The 16,352-nt window shown below is 48.0% G+C and carries 18 protein-coding genes; 14 read left to right on the forward strand and 4 right to left on the reverse strand.

Annotated features, from left to right (window positions below):
• Positions 1 to 114: 114 nt before the first annotated feature.
• Complete coding sequence (gene fusA / locus Q8O77_RS14575; protein ID WP_371133496.1) at positions 115 to 2,220, reverse strand: elongation factor G; 2,106 nt, start codon at positions 2,218 to 2,220, stop codon at positions 115 to 117.
• Between the two features lie 216 nt (positions 2,221 to 2,436).
• On the opposite strand from fusA, the gene Q8O77_RS14580 reads away from it, so the two are divergent.
• The 14 genes from Q8O77_RS14580 (at position 2,437) to Q8O77_RS14645 (ending at position 13,328) form a co-directional block, all read left to right on the forward strand.
• Positions 2,437 to 2,895, forward strand: a complete 459-nt coding sequence (locus tag Q8O77_RS14580; RefSeq protein ID WP_305554618.1) for a GNAT family N-acetyltransferase — start codon at positions 2,437 to 2,439, stop codon at positions 2,893 to 2,895.
• Between the two features lie 12 nt (positions 2,896 to 2,907).
• The gene (locus Q8O77_RS14585) at positions 2,908 to 3,279 is read left to right on the forward strand and encodes a nuclear transport factor 2 family protein (protein ID WP_305554621.1); all 372 of its coding nucleotides are present in this window, start codon (positions 2,908 to 2,910) and stop codon (positions 3,277 to 3,279) included.
• Positions 3,280 to 3,677: 398 nt separating this feature from the next.
• On the forward strand, positions 3,678 to 4,253 hold the full coding sequence (locus Q8O77_RS14590; RefSeq protein ID WP_305554624.1) for a hypothetical protein: 576 nt from the start codon (positions 3,678 to 3,680) through the stop codon (positions 4,251 to 4,253).
• Positions 4,254 to 4,345: 92 nt separating this feature from the next.
• Positions 4,346 to 5,023 carry a hypothetical protein gene (locus tag Q8O77_RS14595; RefSeq protein WP_305554627.1) on the forward strand — a complete coding sequence of 226 codons (678 nt, stop codon included), beginning with the start codon at positions 4,346 to 4,348 and terminating at the stop codon, positions 5,021 to 5,023.
• A 121-nt stretch (positions 5,024 to 5,144) separates the two neighbouring features.
• Positions 5,145 to 5,693: a hypothetical protein gene (locus tag Q8O77_RS14600; RefSeq protein ID WP_305554630.1), complete on the forward strand. Its 549-nt coding sequence runs from the start codon at positions 5,145 to 5,147 to the stop codon at positions 5,691 to 5,693.
• Positions 5,686 to 6,231, forward strand: coding sequence for a hypothetical protein (locus Q8O77_RS14605; protein WP_305554633.1), 546 nt, complete (start codon positions 5,686 to 5,688; stop codon positions 6,229 to 6,231). Before Q8O77_RS14600 ends, Q8O77_RS14605 begins: the two co-directional genes overlap by 8 nt.
• Before the next feature lie 251 nt (positions 6,232 to 6,482).
• The gene (locus Q8O77_RS14610) at positions 6,483 to 6,707 is read left to right on the forward strand and encodes a hypothetical protein (protein ID WP_288740932.1); all 225 of its coding nucleotides are present in this window, start codon (positions 6,483 to 6,485) and stop codon (positions 6,705 to 6,707) included.
• A 1,130-nt stretch (positions 6,708 to 7,837) separates the two neighbouring features.
• Complete coding sequence (locus Q8O77_RS14615) at positions 7,838 to 8,329, forward strand: hypothetical protein (protein ID WP_305554640.1); 492 nt, start codon at positions 7,838 to 7,840, stop codon at positions 8,327 to 8,329.
• Positions 8,330 to 8,439: 110 nt separating this feature from the next.
• Positions 8,440 to 8,799 (forward strand): hypothetical protein, encoded by a 360-nt coding sequence (locus Q8O77_RS14620; RefSeq protein ID WP_305554643.1) that lies wholly within the window; start codon positions 8,440 to 8,442, stop codon positions 8,797 to 8,799.
• Between the two features lie 192 nt (positions 8,800 to 8,991).
• The gene (locus tag Q8O77_RS14625; RefSeq protein ID WP_305554646.1) at positions 8,992 to 9,393 is read left to right on the forward strand and encodes a hypothetical protein; all 402 of its coding nucleotides are present in this window, start codon (positions 8,992 to 8,994) and stop codon (positions 9,391 to 9,393) included.
• 129 nt (positions 9,394 to 9,522) lie between these two features.
• Positions 9,523 to 10,485: an aldo/keto reductase gene (locus Q8O77_RS14630; RefSeq protein ID WP_305554649.1), complete on the forward strand. Its 963-nt coding sequence runs from the start codon at positions 9,523 to 9,525 to the stop codon at positions 10,483 to 10,485.
• Positions 10,482 to 12,044: a glutamate racemase gene (gene murI / locus Q8O77_RS14635; RefSeq protein WP_305554652.1), complete on the forward strand. Its 1,563-nt coding sequence runs from the start codon at positions 10,482 to 10,484 to the stop codon at positions 12,042 to 12,044. The genes Q8O77_RS14630 and murI overlap by 4 nt, the downstream gene beginning before the upstream one ends.
• Positions 12,045 to 12,143: 99 nt before the next feature.
• Positions 12,144 to 13,001, forward strand: coding sequence for a bile acid:sodium symporter family protein (locus Q8O77_RS14640; RefSeq protein ID WP_305554655.1), 858 nt, complete (start codon positions 12,144 to 12,146; stop codon positions 12,999 to 13,001).
• Positions 13,002 to 13,046: 45 nt separating this feature from the next.
• Complete coding sequence (locus Q8O77_RS14645) at positions 13,047 to 13,328, forward strand: hypothetical protein (protein WP_305554658.1); 282 nt, start codon at positions 13,047 to 13,049, stop codon at positions 13,326 to 13,328.
• Positions 13,329 to 13,366: 38 nt separating this feature from the next.
• Here Q8O77_RS14645 and Q8O77_RS14650 read toward each other — a convergent pair whose 3' ends face one another.
• Genes Q8O77_RS14650 through Q8O77_RS14660 form a run of 3 tightly spaced genes read right to left on the reverse strand, consistent with a single transcriptional unit; the run spans position 13,367 to position 16,316 of the window.
• Positions 13,367 to 14,371, reverse strand: coding sequence for an ArsA family ATPase (locus tag Q8O77_RS14650; protein WP_305554661.1), 1,005 nt, complete (start codon positions 14,369 to 14,371; stop codon positions 13,367 to 13,369).
• Positions 14,362 to 14,634 carry a cory-CC-star protein gene (locus Q8O77_RS14655; protein WP_305554664.1) on the reverse strand — a complete coding sequence of 91 codons (273 nt, stop codon included), beginning with the start codon at positions 14,632 to 14,634 and terminating at the stop codon, positions 14,362 to 14,364. The genes Q8O77_RS14650 and Q8O77_RS14655 overlap by 10 nt, the downstream gene beginning before the upstream one ends.
• The gene (locus tag Q8O77_RS14660; RefSeq protein ID WP_305554667.1) at positions 14,631 to 16,316 is read right to left on the reverse strand and encodes a carbon starvation protein A; all 1,686 of its coding nucleotides are present in this window, start codon (positions 16,314 to 16,316) and stop codon (positions 14,631 to 14,633) included. The genes Q8O77_RS14655 and Q8O77_RS14660 overlap by 4 nt, the downstream gene beginning before the upstream one ends.
• Positions 16,317 to 16,352 lie beyond the last annotated feature (36 nt).

Below are 16,352 nucleotides of genomic sequence, written 5' to 3' on the forward strand. Positions count from 1 at the left end.
ACTTTGCAGGGTTAATGCAACAGGTACAGCAAGGCGTATGCCACAGTAGAAACAGCAGGCAGAAAAAAGCCCTGCAGGTAAACCGGCAGGGCTTTTGCTTAGCTGTATTACTGCTTAGTTTTTAGCAGCGGCAGCTTTCTTTTCTTTTTCTTTGGCGATAACCGCTTCAGCTACGTTAGACGGGCACGGTGAGTAGTGCGAGAACTCCATAGAGAACTGACCACGGCCTGACGTCATAGTACGCAGGGTACTGATGTAACCGAACATTTCTGACAGTGGTACGTCAGCTTTGATACGGACGCCGGTAACACCTGCTTCCTGGCCAGAGATCATGCCGCGACGACGGTTTAAGTCACCGATAACATCACCTACGTGATCTTCCGGAGTGAACACGTCAACTTTCATGATTGGCTCAAGCATTTGCGCGCCGGCTTTAGGCATAGACTGACGGAATGCGCCTTTAGCCGCGATTTCAAACGCGATAGCTGATGAGTCAACGGCGTGGAAACCACCGTCGAATACTTCAACTTCAACGTCTAATACCGGGAAGCCAGCCAGAGTGCCGGTTGACATCATAGACTCAAAGCCTTTCTCGATAGCAGGCATAAATTCTTTTGGTACGCTACCACCAACAACAGTTGATTTGAACGTAAAGCCAGAGTTTTGCTCGCCCGGACGAATGCGGTAATCGATTTTACCGTACTGACCTGAACCACCGGATTGTTTCTTGTGGGTGTAGCTGTCTTCGATTTCACGGGTAATAGTTTCGCGGTAAGCAACCTGTGGCTGGCCTACAACTAACTCAACGCCGTAAGTACGCTTCAGAATGTCTACTTTGATATCTAAGTGTAATTCACCCATACCTTTAAGGATGGTTTCACCTGAGTCAATATCAGTTTCAACACGGAAAGTTGGATCTTCAGCAACCATTTTACCGATAGCGATACCCATCTTCTCTACTGAGCCTTTGTCTTTTGGCGTAACAGAGATAGAGATTACCGGCTCCGGGAATACCATTGGCTCAAGTGTACATGGGTGCTTAGGATCACACAGAGTGTGGCCGGTCTGGGTGTTGTTTTTCATACCAACCAGAGCAATGATGTCACCCGCCTGAGCTGTGGTCAGGTCGGTACGGTCATTCGCCTGCATTTCAACCATACGGCCGATACGCTCGGTTTTACCGGTGAAAGAGTTCAGGATGGTATCACCCTTGTTCAGTACACCAGAGTAGATACGGATAAAGGTCAGGGCGCCGAAACGGTCATCCATGATTTTGAAGGCTAAAGCGCGGAACGGCTCGTCAGCAGACACGATAGCGTGTTCGCCGGTCTCAACACCTTCTTCGTCAGTCAGTGGCTGAGGAATAACTTCAGTCGGGCTTGGCAGGTAATCAACAACCGCATCTAACAGTAATTGCATACCTTTGTTTTTAAAGGCTGAACCACAGTAAGTCGGGAAGAATGCCAGGTCGCGGCAGCCTTTACGGATACAACGCTTGATGTCTTCGATAGACGGCTCTTCGCCTTCCATGTATGCCATCAGCAGGTCGTCGTCTTGCTCTACAGCCGTTTCGATCAGTTGCTGACGGTACATTTCAACGTCATCAGCCATGTCAGCCGGTACGTCAGTAATGGTGTAGTTTTCCGGTAAGCCGGTTTCATCCCAGATGTAAGCTTTTTGCGTTAACAGGTCAACCACACCTTTGAAGGTGTCTTCGCGGCCGATTGGTAACACCATGATCAGTGGGTTTGCGCCCAGAACTTTCTTCACCTGCTCAGTAACGCGGATAAAGTCAGCACCGATACGGTCCAGTTTGTTAACGAAGATCAGACGTGATACTTCAGCGTCGTTAGCATAACGCCAGTTGGTTTCTGACTGAGGTTCAACACCGCCTGAACCACAGAATACACCAACACCACCGTCTAATACTTTTAATGAACGGTAAACTTCAACAGTGAAGTCAACGTGGCCCGGGGTATCGATAACGTTGAAACGGTAGCCTTTCCAGAAACAGCTTACGGCTGCTGACTGGATAGTAATACCGCGCTCGGCTTCTTGTTCCATAAAGTCGGTAGTAGATTCACCTTCGTGAACTTCACCTAACTTATGGATCTTACCGGTCAGTTTCAGGATACGCTCGGTAGTAGTGGTTTTGCCGGCATCAACGTGGGCGAAGATACCAATGTTTCTGTATAAGGATAAATCTGCTGACATAGTAATCTCAATAAGCTAGGGTTTGAAAATAGTGCGGTAATATACAGGATTTCAAAACGTTTTGCAGGAAAAAAAATCTTGTTGCGGGCTAATTTTTTATCCATGCTGTCAAAGCACACGTACAGCCGTAGCCGGCCACTTTATTTGCCGCAGTTTTAGCCGCTAACTAAGGCTGCAGCTGTTATTACACCTTTATAGCTATGTATTTCAGGTAGATTAACGATGAACATTATTCCGGGCCGGCTGGACTCGCCGGCGGTTATCCAGTTATTGCAGGGCCATTTAGACGATATGTATGCTACCTCACCGCCGGAGAGTGTGCACGCGCTGGATATCAGTAAATTACAAGCGCCCGGTATCCGCTTCTGGGGCGCCTGGCAGGGCGAGATATTGCTGGGCTGCGTGGCGCTTAAGCAACACAGCAACGATATGGCGGAGATTAAATCAATGCGTACCGCTCCGGAAGCGCGCGGTAAGGGAGTAGGGCGCGCCTTGCTGCAGTTTTTACTGGCGGAGGCCCGGCAAAGCGGTTTTCGGCACATTTACCTGGAAACCGGCTCAATGGAGTTTTTTCTGCCGGCCCGCAATTTGTACCAAAGTGCCGGCTTTAACTACTGCGGCCGCTTCGCCGATTACCCGGAAGACCCGAATAGTCTGTTTATGACTAAAACGCTGGAATAAGGCTGCCACACTATGGCTAATGACATGGCTAACGATATGAATAACGAACAAACAGTATTGCCGGTACAACGCCAGTTGAATGCTTACAACGCTAAAGATCTCGCCGCTTTTATCAGCTGTTATCACAGCGATATTGCTATTTACCGTATGCCTGCAACGGAGCCTGCTTTAAAAGGCCACGCTGCACTGGAAGCGTTTTACAAAACCGAGCGCTTTACTATAGCTGCGCTGCGCGCCGAAGTGCTCCAGCGGATGCTGGTGGGTAATAAGGTTATCGACCACGAAAGGGTATACGGCATGGCCGAACAGCCGTATCAGGTAGTAGTGGTGTATGAAGTACAAGGCGGCCTGATAAAAAACGCCTGGTTTTATCCGGCAGGGTGAATGCCTATAGAAACGGCAGCTTTGTGCCAAAAGCAGACTGTCGGCTCACGCTTCAGCTCTATTCATTGTCTGTGGTAAAAGTGATGTTCAATGTTTTTATACACAGTGCTATTTGAAATATCCGGCATACCAGGTCAAATATCCCGTTAACATCGCGCACAAGCTAGTTGCTGGTTTTATTTACATGCTATAAATTAGGTACTTACTAAAGAGAAGTACGTAAATATAATGCACAGGTTCCGAAATATAACGCATGCTCGTTTTTCCAAATAGCGAAAATAGAATTTGAATATTTATTGTTGTTTTACAATGTATTATAAACTCATGTTTCCTCTATCGGAATTGAGAAAACGAGCATGCTCAATAATAAAATGTTATACACCTAAGGAAAGTTTGGCATGAAGCTGACCATTATTTCATTTATTACATTGTTTTTACTCGGCTGCGCAGCGGCTGGTGTTCCTTATACAAATGATCCAATGGCAAAACTCAATTACGCATATCAGCTAATGGAAATACAAGGTAGAGGGTTAGCGGCTGAAAAACTTGGGCAAGAGGCGCTAGCTGATTTAGAAAAGTCTAAAGATGTCTATGGTATTGCAGAAGCTCATACATTCCTTGGATTGTTTTATAAGAATAGAAGTTACCGAGAACACAAAGATTTTTACATAAGACACAATGAATATGACCCTACTGCATCAACATCAATTAAACACTTCGAATTAGCCGTTCAAGCGTTTGAAGCAGACGGAGATTACTGGGGAGTATCGAAGGCTCTGTTTGAGATGGGTAATGCCTATTTAACAGATAATGATGCCGCAAACGGCTGCTCAAAGTTTGATGAATCGTTGACCATATATCGTAGCGATAAAAATGTGTTCAAAGGCCGGGTTCATCCTCACAATCCTGCTTTTAAAACTTTCGACGCGATGGTCGAGGCTTTTTTTGAAAAATATTGTGCAAACGGTGTATAACAAGCGCAGTCACAATCGGCCACTGCGTGGCCTAGACCTCAACCGCTGCGCGGGTTTCGGCCTGTGCTGCGAGCGTTAGAGCTATTAATGACATGAGAGAACCACCTGCGATTGCTGGATTGTTAAAGTTCTTTTCTAAACCAGAATATTTAGATGATTTTCTGCGCGGTAACTTCTTTTGCAACACTCCGCATTATTACCGGAACTGTCATGAACAAGGGATATCAGATCGGTTCGAGGCATGTATTGGTTACTCTAATAGATCACTTGACCAGCGAATGCCAACAATAATCATGGATGGTAAAAATCTTGATCTTTCTAGAGCAACTGAGGTTTTTACTTTTCTAGATCAGGATTACTACGATTCATGGTTGAGTTGCTGGTTTATTCTAGAAGTTCCAGAGTCCAAATTGGAGCTCATTTCACTAAAAAGGGACTTGCAAAGAATTATACAAGAGTTCGGAAATAATTATGCACTTTTACCATCTGAGTCATTTATTCCGTTTCACAATTTGCTGTCAAAAACTGAGTACAAAATGGTCAATGGGCCTGTAAAGTATACTGATGACGATTTAACTAGAGGGATGTTCAAGAAACGAGCTGAATTCAGTTATCAAAGAGAATACCGCTTTGCGTTTGCTCGATGCGATAAATCAGAATTGGTACCGCTACGTTTTACAGTTGACTCAAATAAACTTTCTGAGTTAGTTATTAAAAAGCCAAAAATTAAATTCAACATCAATGGAGATATCCATGACATTCTCGTCTAGGAACTCTAACAAGACCAGTCAGCATCGCTCCCGTTGGTCGCTGGACCTCAAATCCGCTGCGCGGCTTTTCGGCCGCTGCTGGCAGCGTTAGGCAGATCAAACCAGGGAATTTCTGAAAAATATGGATTTATTAGAGTTTATTGCATCGTTAACGGATTCACTGGCTTGGCCAGTGACCGTGGTCTGCTGTGTTTACATTCTAAGAGCCCCAGTGGGAAAACTCATTGAACGAGTAACGAAGCTCAAGTATGGAGAGCTGGAAGCGGAGTTCCAAGAGCGACTCAATAAAATCGAGACAATCTCAAGAGATAATACAAAAGGAATCAAACAAGAGCAGAATGTTACATCTATTGCGTTGGAAGATTTGGCTGTAGTATCGCCACGAGCTGCTGTGCTGGAAGCTTGGATAATGGTAGAAAAAGCAACCTCTGTATTCTGTGAGGCAAACGGGCTTCCGTCTAAAGTTTCCTACCAAGGTTTATTTCGTCTTGCCAAAGACAAAGATCTTGATATCGAAGCTTTCCAAACGGCATACCAAGAACTTAGGTTGCTTAGAAATAAAGCGGTGCATGCAACTGATGCTGACATTACTCCTACTACAGCTAAACAATATGTAAAAACTGCAAACTTCATTGCAGCAGAATTTAGTATGAGAACTCACGGTGCCTAACAAACGGCTGTTGTCGCCCCTTCGTGGCTGGGACGGCCTTTCCGCCGCTGCGCGGCTACAAGTCCGCCCCAAAGCCGGGCGTTATGCACTTAGTAAAGTGTTAATCCAAGACATCGACCTTGAACCCTTGCTTCACGAATTCGTTACAGAGCAGCATCAACTACTGGCAAACGACTCTAGCGAGCAAGCCATCTCTCATCAACTTGCAATGAAACTGGCCGGAGCATTCTCAGGCTGGCATGTTGACTGCGAGTACAATCGAGACATGGAAAAAATAAAACGCCTAATTTATGCCATTTCGCCAGACGGCTCAGTTTCTGAGCGCAATGTTGTTCCTGACATAATCATCCATCGACGGATGACCAATGACAATTTAATAGCTATTGAAGTAAAGAAATCTACAAACCAAGAACAGAGCTTCAAGGATCTATCAAAGCTCAAAGCATTTAGAGAACAACTGGGCTACCAGCACACGCTGTTTGTACGCTTTCTCACAGGCTCGGAGAGCACAGGAATAGCAGAGCATGAATTTGTATAAGTGCATAACAATGCGCTCAACTGTCGCTTACTCGTTAGGCTCTCGCAATCAAAAAGTAAGGATTAACTCATGCAATTGGAAGAAGCAAAAAAGTTAAGGGAAACTTGGGGGGATAAGCCTTGCGACCATCCAAACCTTAGCAAAGAGTACCATTTGGGTGCTGCCACTGGTGACTATGCGTGTACTCAATGTGGAAAGGCCAGCTGGGGTAGAGACTGGAACAATCAAACTAAAGATAGCTGAGGTTTAAGATGGACTTACTTCATTTAGGCAAAGAACTAAAGGAAATGTATCTAAGTTCTAATCATGGCGAAGCTGTCGCTATGATTCATGTGTTCGGCATCAAATATGCTAAAGAAATAAAAAACTCTGGTGTTTCAATGAAAAAAATTGCCCAAGCAGCTGGAATTAAAGAGTCGTATGCCACAGAGATAAGTAAAGGCGTAAAACTCTCTAAATTCGTTGTCATTAAGTAGTAGCCTAACAATCAAATTTTATCGCCAGCAAAAAGCGCTGGCTGCGACGTCAACCCGCTGCGCGGCTTTCCGCGCTAAATTTGGGCGTTATAAGCCATAGGATAGATCGGTGATGAAATCGTTAGTCGGGAAACTTGATGTACTCAGCGTTTTTATTTCATGGTTGCTTCTTATCGCTTTTTTTCTAGCACTAGGTTACGTTAAGTTTTTCTCTCCGCCGGAGTCTAGTGCGAGTCATTTGATATACATCTTCGGTGCGTTTTTTGGCGCCGTAGTTGTACATATTGTTTTGGCATTTTTTAATCGTTGCCCTCACTGCAATAAGTGTTTAACTGTTCAAAGGTTTAAATCGCCACATCCAGCATCAAGTGGAGATTGGTCTAAAGTTGTTTGGCATTGGTTTTCAGGCTCAATCGTTTGTATTCATTGCGGTAACAGGGTCAACACAAATGGCTTATAACAAGTTGCTTAATTTCTTTCCGGCCACAAACAGCGTGGCCTACACTGGACTGCCTACGCTGCGCTGCGGCAGCCAATTAGCAAGGCGTTAGGCTCTGTATGGAAACTCTGAGTATCGCTCTGTCATTGTGGAAGCTTGGGCTTGTAAGCTCAGAAGAGCTAATCGCGTGGATTGATGCTCACATTGGGGTATCCGACAATCCCGACGAGGCTCTAGTCCAGCTATCACTCGACGGCCCCGATACTTGTCTTAAACGCCCAATATATGAATTTCCTGTTAGGCCAATAGAGCTTACGTTTACCGAAGAATTTGGCTTGCGAGTATCAGCGCTAAATATCCAATCTGAGTTTGAAGTTAACAATTTTATAAAGTGGGCGACTGTCAAATGTATGGGCGAAAACCTTGACGACCCAATAGTTATATTTTGCTACAAGCTTGAGGATTTCTGCACTCTTGAAGCACAAGTAGCCTTTCTGCACAATGAGCTTCCTCCGTTAATACCCAGAAGTATGTCCATCGCCCATTTTTTCTATGCAAGCGTACCTGGCTTGAAGACCCAGAACGAGCGTACGGCATGAACCGCCTAACAACTGGTTCAAACCGTTCGCTCCGCTCACTGGGACGGGCTAAAGCCCGCTCCTTAACCAAACGTTAACTGGAAAAACAAGTTTTGAGCATCTATTTTGAAGCATCAGTAAATACGAGCACTGACCATTTCATCGAGCTTGTACCTGTATTTTTTTTGATATTCCTAGTACTGAAATATCCTCTTTTTTCCCAAATATTTGCAGATATTACAAAGGTAAACAGAATAGTTTTAGCTAGAATTTTCTTAGGCATGATGGTTTTGTACTCTATTGGATCCATTTTTAATTATGTAAACATAATAAAGCTAGAAAAAACCATCAATAAAAAAGAGTACTCTCAAGTTTCTGGTTGTATTACAGGTTATAAGTTGGAGCGACCTAAGGTAGGGACGGTTGTCGAATCATTTAAAGTTAATGATGTGCCTTTTGAATTCAACAACTATGACCGAGGGATGTATTTTAATAGCACGCTCCACGCGGATAAATTCTTAAGAAATAATAGGTGTGTTTCAATCAACTATGTTCAAACTGGTGCTCAGAACAAAATTATAAAAATTATCAAAATTTCCAGTTAACAAGTTGCTTAATTTCGTTCCGGCCACTAAAAACGTGGCCTCCACTGGACTGCCTACGCTACGCTGCGGCAGCCAATTAGCAAAGCGTTAATTTTATCGAGATTGGTATCGTGGAATCAAATATTGTCTACGCTGAGTACAGCTATTTGAGAGTAGTAACCGGTATTTTCTATCTGCTCTTGCCAGCGTTATATTCAGCATTTGTACTATGGAAATCCACATTTAAGCAGATAGCAAAGGCCGTCGTGTGGTGCTATTTGTGGTGTTTTGTTTGTCTTGTGGTTTACCTTTTCGTCCCACCAATGCTTTGGTTTCTTGAAGGTGAGGTTAGCGAAGAGTTGTTTATCCAGCTTACAGACCCTTATGGACAATTTCTTTCAGCGCTAGATTGGATAATTTTAGCTTTTGCTGTAGCTGGCACAGCAGTGATCCCCGTTAAGCTAAAGCAAAGATGGAAAGTCCAGCAGTAACAGTTAACAAGGCTAGTCAGCAACGGCCGCTGCTGGCAGCGTTAACTTCCGCTATTCGCTCATAGCAGCCATTCGGAATAAATTTAGCAGCGAAAAAGCTGTTCAGGCGTCTTAGCAATACTGCCTGAGAATGCGGCACTTATTGTTGTGCTACTGTTATTACAGCCAATATCTGTTAACGAGAACTGACTGATGGACGAGAAAAGTGCCGTTGTTGCAGAAATAGAAAGTGAAGTAAAAGCCCGCTATCGCTACTCCAAATTTGACTTTGTACTTAATCATCTTCTGTTGTTGCTGGTGGTTGTGGCAAGCAGTTACCCGGCTTTTGCGCAGATATTTGGTGATAACCAGCCCAAGCTCACAGCAGCTATTGCAGCTATTCCGGCCTTTGTTTTGCTATTTCAGCGCACATTTAAGTGGGAACAGCGTGGTGAATGGCATTGGGATTACCGCCGTAGGCTGATAGCAATACTGCGTGAAGTGCGTGATCAAGGGTTATCAGATAGCGATGCCAGTAAAAAACTGAATTTACTGGAGGAAGAGCTGGCCGGTAGTTTTCCTGGCGTTAATTATCCTGCCAGCAAAGAAAAGTAATAGATTAACTTTTTTGCCTGCTCCCCCCCATAGCCCTGGTTTGGTAACTGCATGGCTGTGCTGGTATGCTTTATTTTGCTGCCTGGCACCATACCGTGCCTTGCAGGAATGATCTGAAGGGGCGTTACCATGCAGCATCGCTTAACCCGCAGACACTGCCTTAAACTACTGGCTGGCGCTATGGCGGCCGGTTTATTGCCGGCATGGCCTGGTTTTGCCGCTGGCGGCGGGCCTTTGCAGAAAACTATTCCCGGTAGCAATAAATCCCTGCCGGTTATTGGCATGGGCACCTGGCGCACCTTTAATGTGGGTAACGACCCTAAGTTACTGGCGGCGCGCACTGAACTGGTAAAAACCTTTCTGGAGCTGGGCGGCGGCCTGATTGACTCCTCGCCTATGTATGGCTCTGCACCGGATGTAATGGGGCATGCCTTAGCGCAGTTAGATACAGCAAAGCCCGGTGCAGTACAGTCAGATATAGCTGACAGCTTGTTTGCCGCCGAAAAAATCTGGAGCCCGGCCGGTGGTTCAACGCTTGGGCAGGTAGCCGATTTGCAACGGCGCTGGAATATTCCGCAATTTGATTTACTGCAGGTACATAACCTGAGCGACTGGCGTGAGCATTTGGCGGTACTGCGTGAGTTAAAAGCCGCCGGCAAGGTGGGCTATATCGGTATTACCACCTCACATGGCCGTCGCCACCGTGAGGTGGAACAGATTATGGCTGCAGAAGACATCGACTTTGTGCAACTGACTTACAACATTGTTGAGCGCGAAGCAGAACAGCGGCTGTTGCCATTGGCCGCAGAGAAGGGCATAGCGGTAATTGCCAACCGGCCTTACAACGGCGGTAACCTGATTAAAAGCCTGAAACGCCGTGGTGAGCGTTTGCCCGGCTGGGCGGCAGAACATGGCTGCACTAGCTGGGCAGAGTTTTTGCTGAAGTTTATTGTCAGCCACCCGGCTATTAGCTGCGCCATTCCCGCCACCACGCAGCTTGCGCATTTGCAGGAAAATATGCGCGCCGGCCTTAACCCCATGCCCTCTGCCAACGGCCGCAAGCAAATGGCGCGCTTTATAGAAGCCGTATGAATAGCTTTACCGGCTACCAACTGCAGGATTTTGTTCCTTTTAGTGCGGAGGTGTATTTTCGCCTGCTGGAGCGCATAAATGAAAGCTGGTGGCCGCTGCATCTACTCAGCCTGGCACTGGGCGCAGCTGCCCTTGTGCTGGCGTTGTTTGTACGGAAATATGAGCAGCGTGGCCGGTTGGCGTGTCTGTTAATTGCACCGGTTTGGGCTTGGGTGGCCGTGGTGTTTTTTATACAGCACTATGCTCAGCTTAACTGGGCTGCTAACTATATTGCTTATGCTTTTTTTGCTCAGGCCATAGTGCTGCTATGGCTGGGGTTAACCGGCGCAGGTTTTAACAAGGTTGCACCGGCTAAAATGCCTGCTGTTATTGGTATCGCTATCGCAGTTACCGGCCTGGTTATCCAGCCGCTGATGGCACTGTTTGGCGGCGGTAGTGGCTGGCAGGCGCAGGTGTTTGGTATCCATGCTGACCCCACAGCTATTATCACCCTGGGGCTGGTACTTATGCTGCTGCGCGGTTGGCGCTTACTGCTTACTGCGGTTATTCCGATGCTCTGGCTGTTGCTGTCTGGCCTTACGTTATGGGTGTTAGAAGCTACAGAGGCCTGGCTGCTGTTTGCCGTATTGGCCGCCGCGTTGCTGGCTTGCTTATTTTTATGCCGGTTTTTATCCGCAGATGGCAGAAAAAGCCAGCCGAAATATGCTAATTTGCCGGCTTTAAACAGTAACGGGCACGCTATGGCTAATTCAGCTGCAATAGGTATTTTCGACTCCGGCATCGGCGGGCTTTCTGTTGCCTGCGCAGTGCGTGAACTGCTGCCAAATGAAAGCCTTGTTTACGTTGCCGACACCGGCCATGCGCCCTATGGCGAAAAAACCGATGACTATATTTACCAGCGCATGCAGCTGATTAGCCAGCGCCTGCAACAGCAAGGTGTTAAAGCCATAGTGGTAGCTTGTAATACCGCCACCACTGCCGCTATTACCAAACTAAGAGCACAGTGCCCGCTGCCGGTTATCGGTGTAGAGCCCGGCGTTAAGCCGGCGGTGCTGGCCAGTAAAACCGGGGTAGTGGGTATTTTGGCCACGCCGCGCACCTTGCAAACCCCGGCCTTTGCCAATTTGGCGCAGCGCTTTGCCGGCCAGGCCCGCATTGAATTACAACCTTGCCCGCAGCTGGTACAGCTGATAGAAACAATGGATTTTAGCGGCGCGCCGATGCAGGCGCTGCTGCAAAGCTATATTTACCCCTTGCTGGAAAAAGGCGCCGACACCCTGGTATTGGGCTGTACGCACTATAATTTTGTCGCCGATAGCATTGCCGCTATTGCCGGGCCCGCAGTGGCGATTATCCGCACTGAAGCCGCTGTGGCGAAACAGCTGCAGCTGCGCTTACTGCAGGCTCAGTTGTTGGCGGCTCCTTTAAACAAAGACCCCGGAAATAAGGAGCCCGGTAACAGCGTAAGCGACATATTTTACACCAGTGGCAACCTTGAGCTGTTTCGCCAACAGTTGCAACAGCTGTGGCCGGGCGCAAAAGAAGTGTTGCCGCTGTAACACGCGCTGCCGGCAGTACGACATCTTATTGTATTTATGTACTTTGTCTGTTGCCGCGTTATAGGGTAACGTGGTGTTTTTTATCCCGCAGGCCGTGATATGTTTGCAACCCTTACCCAAATTGGTTTACCGATAGCGCTGATCCTGATCATGACCGGCGTGGGCATGAGCCTGCGCGTGGCAGATTTTTCCCGTGTATTTCTCGCCCCCAAAGGCTTTGTACTCGGTGCCCTGGCGCAGCTGTTACTGCTGCCACTGGCCGCTATTGCGGTTATTGCGCTGTTTGATTTACAGGCCGAACTGGCGATAGGGCTGTTTATTTTAGCGCTGTGCCCGGGCGGCACTACATCAAACCTTTACAGCTACCTGAGTAAAGCCGATGTTGGCTTGTCAGTGTCACTTACCGCCGTGGTGGGTTTTATTACGCCCTTTACTATTCCGCTGCTGGCGGCCTGGGCCATAGGCTTTTATGCCGGCGCTGAAACAAATTTGCACTTGCCGGTATTTCGCACCTGGCTGACATTAATGATCGTCAGCGTATTTCCGGTGTTAGTAGGTATGTTGCTGCGGGCAAAATGGCCGGCATTTACCAAAGCGACAGAGCCTTATATCAGCAAATTTTCCATCATCGTACTGGTGCTGTTAATTATCAGTATCGCGTTCGATTTAGGCGATGAGCTGTGGCGTTATATGGCAAAAGCCGGGCCGGCGGCCTTGCTGCTTAACCTCAGTACCATGTTGCTGGGTTATGCCCTGGCTAAATGGCTGCTTAAGCACGAGAACCAGGCCCGCACCATTTGCCTGGAAGTAGGGCTGCAAAATGGCACCCTGGCGCTACTTATCACTACCGGTATTTTACAAAACTCCGCTATGTCGATAGCACCCAGTGTTTACAGCTTGTTGATGTTCGCCAGCGCGTCCTTGTTTGCGCTGTGGGCCAGGCGTAGCACTGGTTAAACACGCTCAGGCAGCTATAACCAAGAATAAATATCAGGAGCGACAATGAATTTAGATAAAGCGAAAAAACGTATCGCAAAACAGCTGACAAAGGGCTTTGCAGGCTACCCGCATCTTACTTTAGCTTACTTTGGTAAAACGGCTGATTGCGCTACGGAAGTGGTGGTGACCTTTGTATCAGCAGAGGGCGCTGCGCCGCAGCAGCAGAGTTTTTCTGCCCGGACGGATGTGCGCCAGGATGAAACGATTCAGTCGGTGTTGGTTAAAATTATTGACCGGGCCGGTGCGGCCACGGTAACAGAAGTTGGCGGTGTAGCGCTAAAATAATGCCCGCAAAGGCACAGTACAGCTAAAACCTGAGCCGGTTATAAACCGGCTTGTTCCAGCAAGGTTGCCATATGCTGCAGGGCGTTCAGCCCCTGAATGTCGGTGGCTTGCAGCGGTACCTTGTAACGCGGTAGTTTAGCAAAATCCTGCTCTATCTGGGCTAAATGCACCTTTTCCTGAGTACGGCGGGCGGCGAGAAAAGCGCCGTCGGCGTTGTCGGGCAAAATGCGGTTAACTACCAGCCCGGCCAGTGGCAGTTTTTCCTGCTGCAGGCTTTGCACGGCACGGCCGGTTTCTAATATTGGCAGTTTTTCCGGTGTTAACACAAACAGCAGGGCAGTGCGATCGGCGTCGGTTAATATCTCACGGGTGCGCTGTAATAAGCGCTGGCGTGCCAATAAGGTTTCGGTTATGGCTTTATTGCGCGCATCCATGCCGGCGGTGGCATTTTGATTAGGATCGGCCAGCGGGTTGTCGATATCGCGGCCGGCTTTGGGGGTTAAATGGCCCAGCACGTCACCGAGTTTTTCCGAGCGTTTATTTGCATTAAGCAGGCCCTGAGTCCAGGCTGCCATGGCTTCCGGCAGGCTGAGTAACCGCAGCGTATGGCCGGTGGGGGCAGTGTCGAAAATCACGATATCGTAATCTTTCAACCCAAGTTCGATGACATTGGCGATGCGTTCTAACATGGCCGCTTCCTGGGCGCCGGGCGATTGCCGGGTTAAGCGCATCTGGCGTTCAATTTCGCTGAACATTTCCGGCCGCGTAAAGCGCTTTAACTGTGCTGTGACTCTGGCCAGGTGCTGTTCTACTTCACGATCCGGATCCAGCTCTAAGCCATCTACATCAGGCGCCAGCCGCGTAATGCTATCGCCGATGTCACGGTCAAAGGCATCGGCTAAGCTGTGCGCCGGGTCGGTCGACACCAACAATACTTTTTTGCCGCGGCTGCCGGCGAGCAGGGCCAGTGCAGAGGAGGTGGTGGTTTTGCCCACGCCGCCTTTACCGCCAATCAGCAGCACGCGTTTATCGGTTAACAGCATTTAACGTTGTCCAGTGGCGAGTGCTCCATGCCCATGCGGATATGCCAGTCATGAAAGCGTTCCATTAATAAGGGTTGCAACTCGAGGGTGTAATAACTGGCGGGGTTGGGTACACCCATCATCTCGGAAAAAATGAGCAGCATAAATAAATCATCCTGCTCACGTTTGGCACGCGCTATCGCACTGCGATAGGGCGCGTTATAGGCTTCTTCAGCGTAAAAGCTGGCCTGGCGGAACCAGGCCTTAAACTTGTCTAAACTCATGCTTCTTCAGCAGCGGGATTCGCTTTGTTGGCTTTAAGTTGTTTGTTTAATGCCGAGCTGCATTCCAGCGATACCAGTATTGCCGCTACCAGAACAATTAAGTCCATGGTAAACAGGAACCAGTCGCCTTTGTCGTAGAAGCTCTTAAGCTGAATTAATAAACCCAGCGTGGTCATGATCAGCAGGAAGATTAACGGCGCCAGCGTATACCACATTGGTCGGCGCAGTTTTACCAACATTACCGTGATGACCAACAGGGTTAAACCGGCCAGTAACTGGTTAGTGGTACCAAACAGTGGCCAAATCATTAAACCACCTGAGCCATCGCCGCCGGCACCAAAGGCCAGCAGTAAACAGGAGCCGACCGCTAACAAAGTGGCCGGTGCAGCCTTTTGCATCCAGCCAATGTTATAAATACTGCCCCATTCCTGGAAAATATAACGCTGCAGGCGCAGACCGGTGTCCATGGTAGTACCGGCAAATAATACCACCATTACCGTTAACAGGGTTTGCGACAGCACGGTATCCAGACCAATACCGGCCTGCAATATGTTAGCACCGCCGGTAATAAAGGCTGATACACCACCTTTACCAAAGCCGCTGTAGATGGCTTGCCAGTCGGCCAGCGTAGCAAAACCGGCGGTGGCAGCAATAATGGCGGCTAAGGCTAATGAACCTTCGCCTACGGCGCCAAAGTAACCGACAAAACGCACATCCGGCTCTTTATCTAATTGCTTGGAGGTGGTGCCGCTGGAGACTAAACCGTGGAAACCGGAGATAGCACCACAGGCAATGGTAACAAACAGCAGCGGAATAAGTGATGGCGTGCCTTCCGGAACGTCATTATTAAACGCCGGAGCTACCACATCCGGGCCGGAGATCAGCACTGCGCCATACAGTAGAATTAAGCCGATAAACAGCTGAATACCGTTGATATAGTCGCGTGGTTGTAACAGCATCCACACCGGCAGCAGTGAGGCAATAGCCGCATAGACAAACAGTAAAATAATCCAGCTTTGGTTATCGCTTAGCGGGCCAACCATTTCCGGCAGCGCCAGTGGCAGCATAGGGCCGACGTAGATCATGCCGTACAGGGCAACTACCCCAACGATGGTGACCAACAGCAGGCTCATATTTTTACGGTAAATTAACTGGCCGATAATCAGCGCCACTACTATAGCGCCCCATACCGGAATAGTGGCACTGGGGAAGCTAATTAACTGGCCGGCAATAACCACGGCAAATACCGCGTTTACCATTAACAGCACAAGGAAAATCACAATCATAAAGATGCTGCGGGCGCGGTTACCCACGATATCGCCTGTTAAAGCACCGATAGATTTGGCTTTATTGCGGCTACTGGCCCAGATAGCGCCGGCATCATGTACACCGGCGAAGAAAATAGTACCGAACACCACCCATAAAAACGCCGGTACCCAGCCCCAGATCACGGCGATAGCAGGGCCGATAATAGGCGCAGCTCCGGCAACAGAGGTAAAGTGGTGGCCCCACAGGATGTATTTATTGGTAGGCACATAGTCGACACCGTCCTGCATTTCATGCGCGGGGGTGCGAAAGTTAGGATCAACTTTAAAGATTTTTTCGCAGATAAACTTAGAGTAGACAAAATAGCCCAGTGCCATAGCACCAAGCCCCATCAACATCAAAAAAATGGCATTCATCAGAGGCCTCTGTAAGGTGTTGTTATAGTTAGGGTA

The sequence above is a fragment of the Rheinheimera sp. genome (assembly GCF_030690345.1).
GTDB lineage: Bacteria > Pseudomonadota > Gammaproteobacteria > Enterobacterales > Alteromonadaceae > Alishewanella.

Bases quoted from the DNA above. Each gene is read 5' to 3' on its own strand.
- Q8O77_RS14580 (WP_305554618.1), top strand. From the start codon at position 2,437: ATGAACATTATTCCGGGCCGGCTGGACTCGCCGGCGGTTATCCAGTTA.
- Q8O77_RS14585 (WP_305554621.1), top strand. From the start codon at position 2,908: ATGGCTAATGACATGGCTAACGATATGAATAACGAACAAACAGTATTG.
- Q8O77_RS14590 (WP_305554624.1), top strand. From the start codon at position 3,678: ATGAAGCTGACCATTATTTCATTTATTACATTGTTTTTACTCGGCTGC.
- Q8O77_RS14595 (WP_305554627.1), top strand. From the start codon at position 4,346: ATGAGAGAACCACCTGCGATTGCTGGATTGTTAAAGTTCTTTTCTAAA.
- Q8O77_RS14600 (WP_305554630.1), top strand. From the start codon at position 5,145: ATGGATTTATTAGAGTTTATTGCATCGTTAACGGATTCACTGGCTTGG.
- Q8O77_RS14610 (WP_288740932.1), top strand. From the start codon at position 6,483: ATGGACTTACTTCATTTAGGCAAAGAACTAAAGGAAATGTATCTAAGT.
- Q8O77_RS14625 (WP_305554646.1), top strand. From the start codon at position 8,992: ATGGACGAGAAAAGTGCCGTTGTTGCAGAAATAGAAAGTGAAGTAAAA.
- Q8O77_RS14630 (WP_305554649.1), top strand. From the start codon at position 9,523: ATGCAGCATCGCTTAACCCGCAGACACTGCCTTAAACTACTGGCTGGC.
- murI (WP_305554652.1), top strand. From the start codon at position 10,482: ATGAATAGCTTTACCGGCTACCAACTGCAGGATTTTGTTCCTTTTAGT.
- Q8O77_RS14640 (WP_305554655.1), top strand. From the start codon at position 12,144: ATGTTTGCAACCCTTACCCAAATTGGTTTACCGATAGCGCTGATCCTG.
- Q8O77_RS14645 (WP_305554658.1), top strand. From the start codon at position 13,047: ATGAATTTAGATAAAGCGAAAAAACGTATCGCAAAACAGCTGACAAAG.
- Q8O77_RS14650 (WP_305554661.1), bottom strand. From the start codon at position 14,371: ATGCTGTTAACCGATAAACGCGTGCTGCTGATTGGCGGTAAAGGCGGC.
- Q8O77_RS14655 (WP_305554664.1), bottom strand. From the start codon at position 14,634: ATGAGTTTAGACAAGTTTAAGGCCTGGTTCCGCCAGGCCAGCTTTTAC.
- Q8O77_RS14660 (WP_305554667.1), bottom strand. From the start codon at position 16,316: ATGAATGCCATTTTTTTGATGTTGATGGGGCTTGGTGCTATGGCACTG.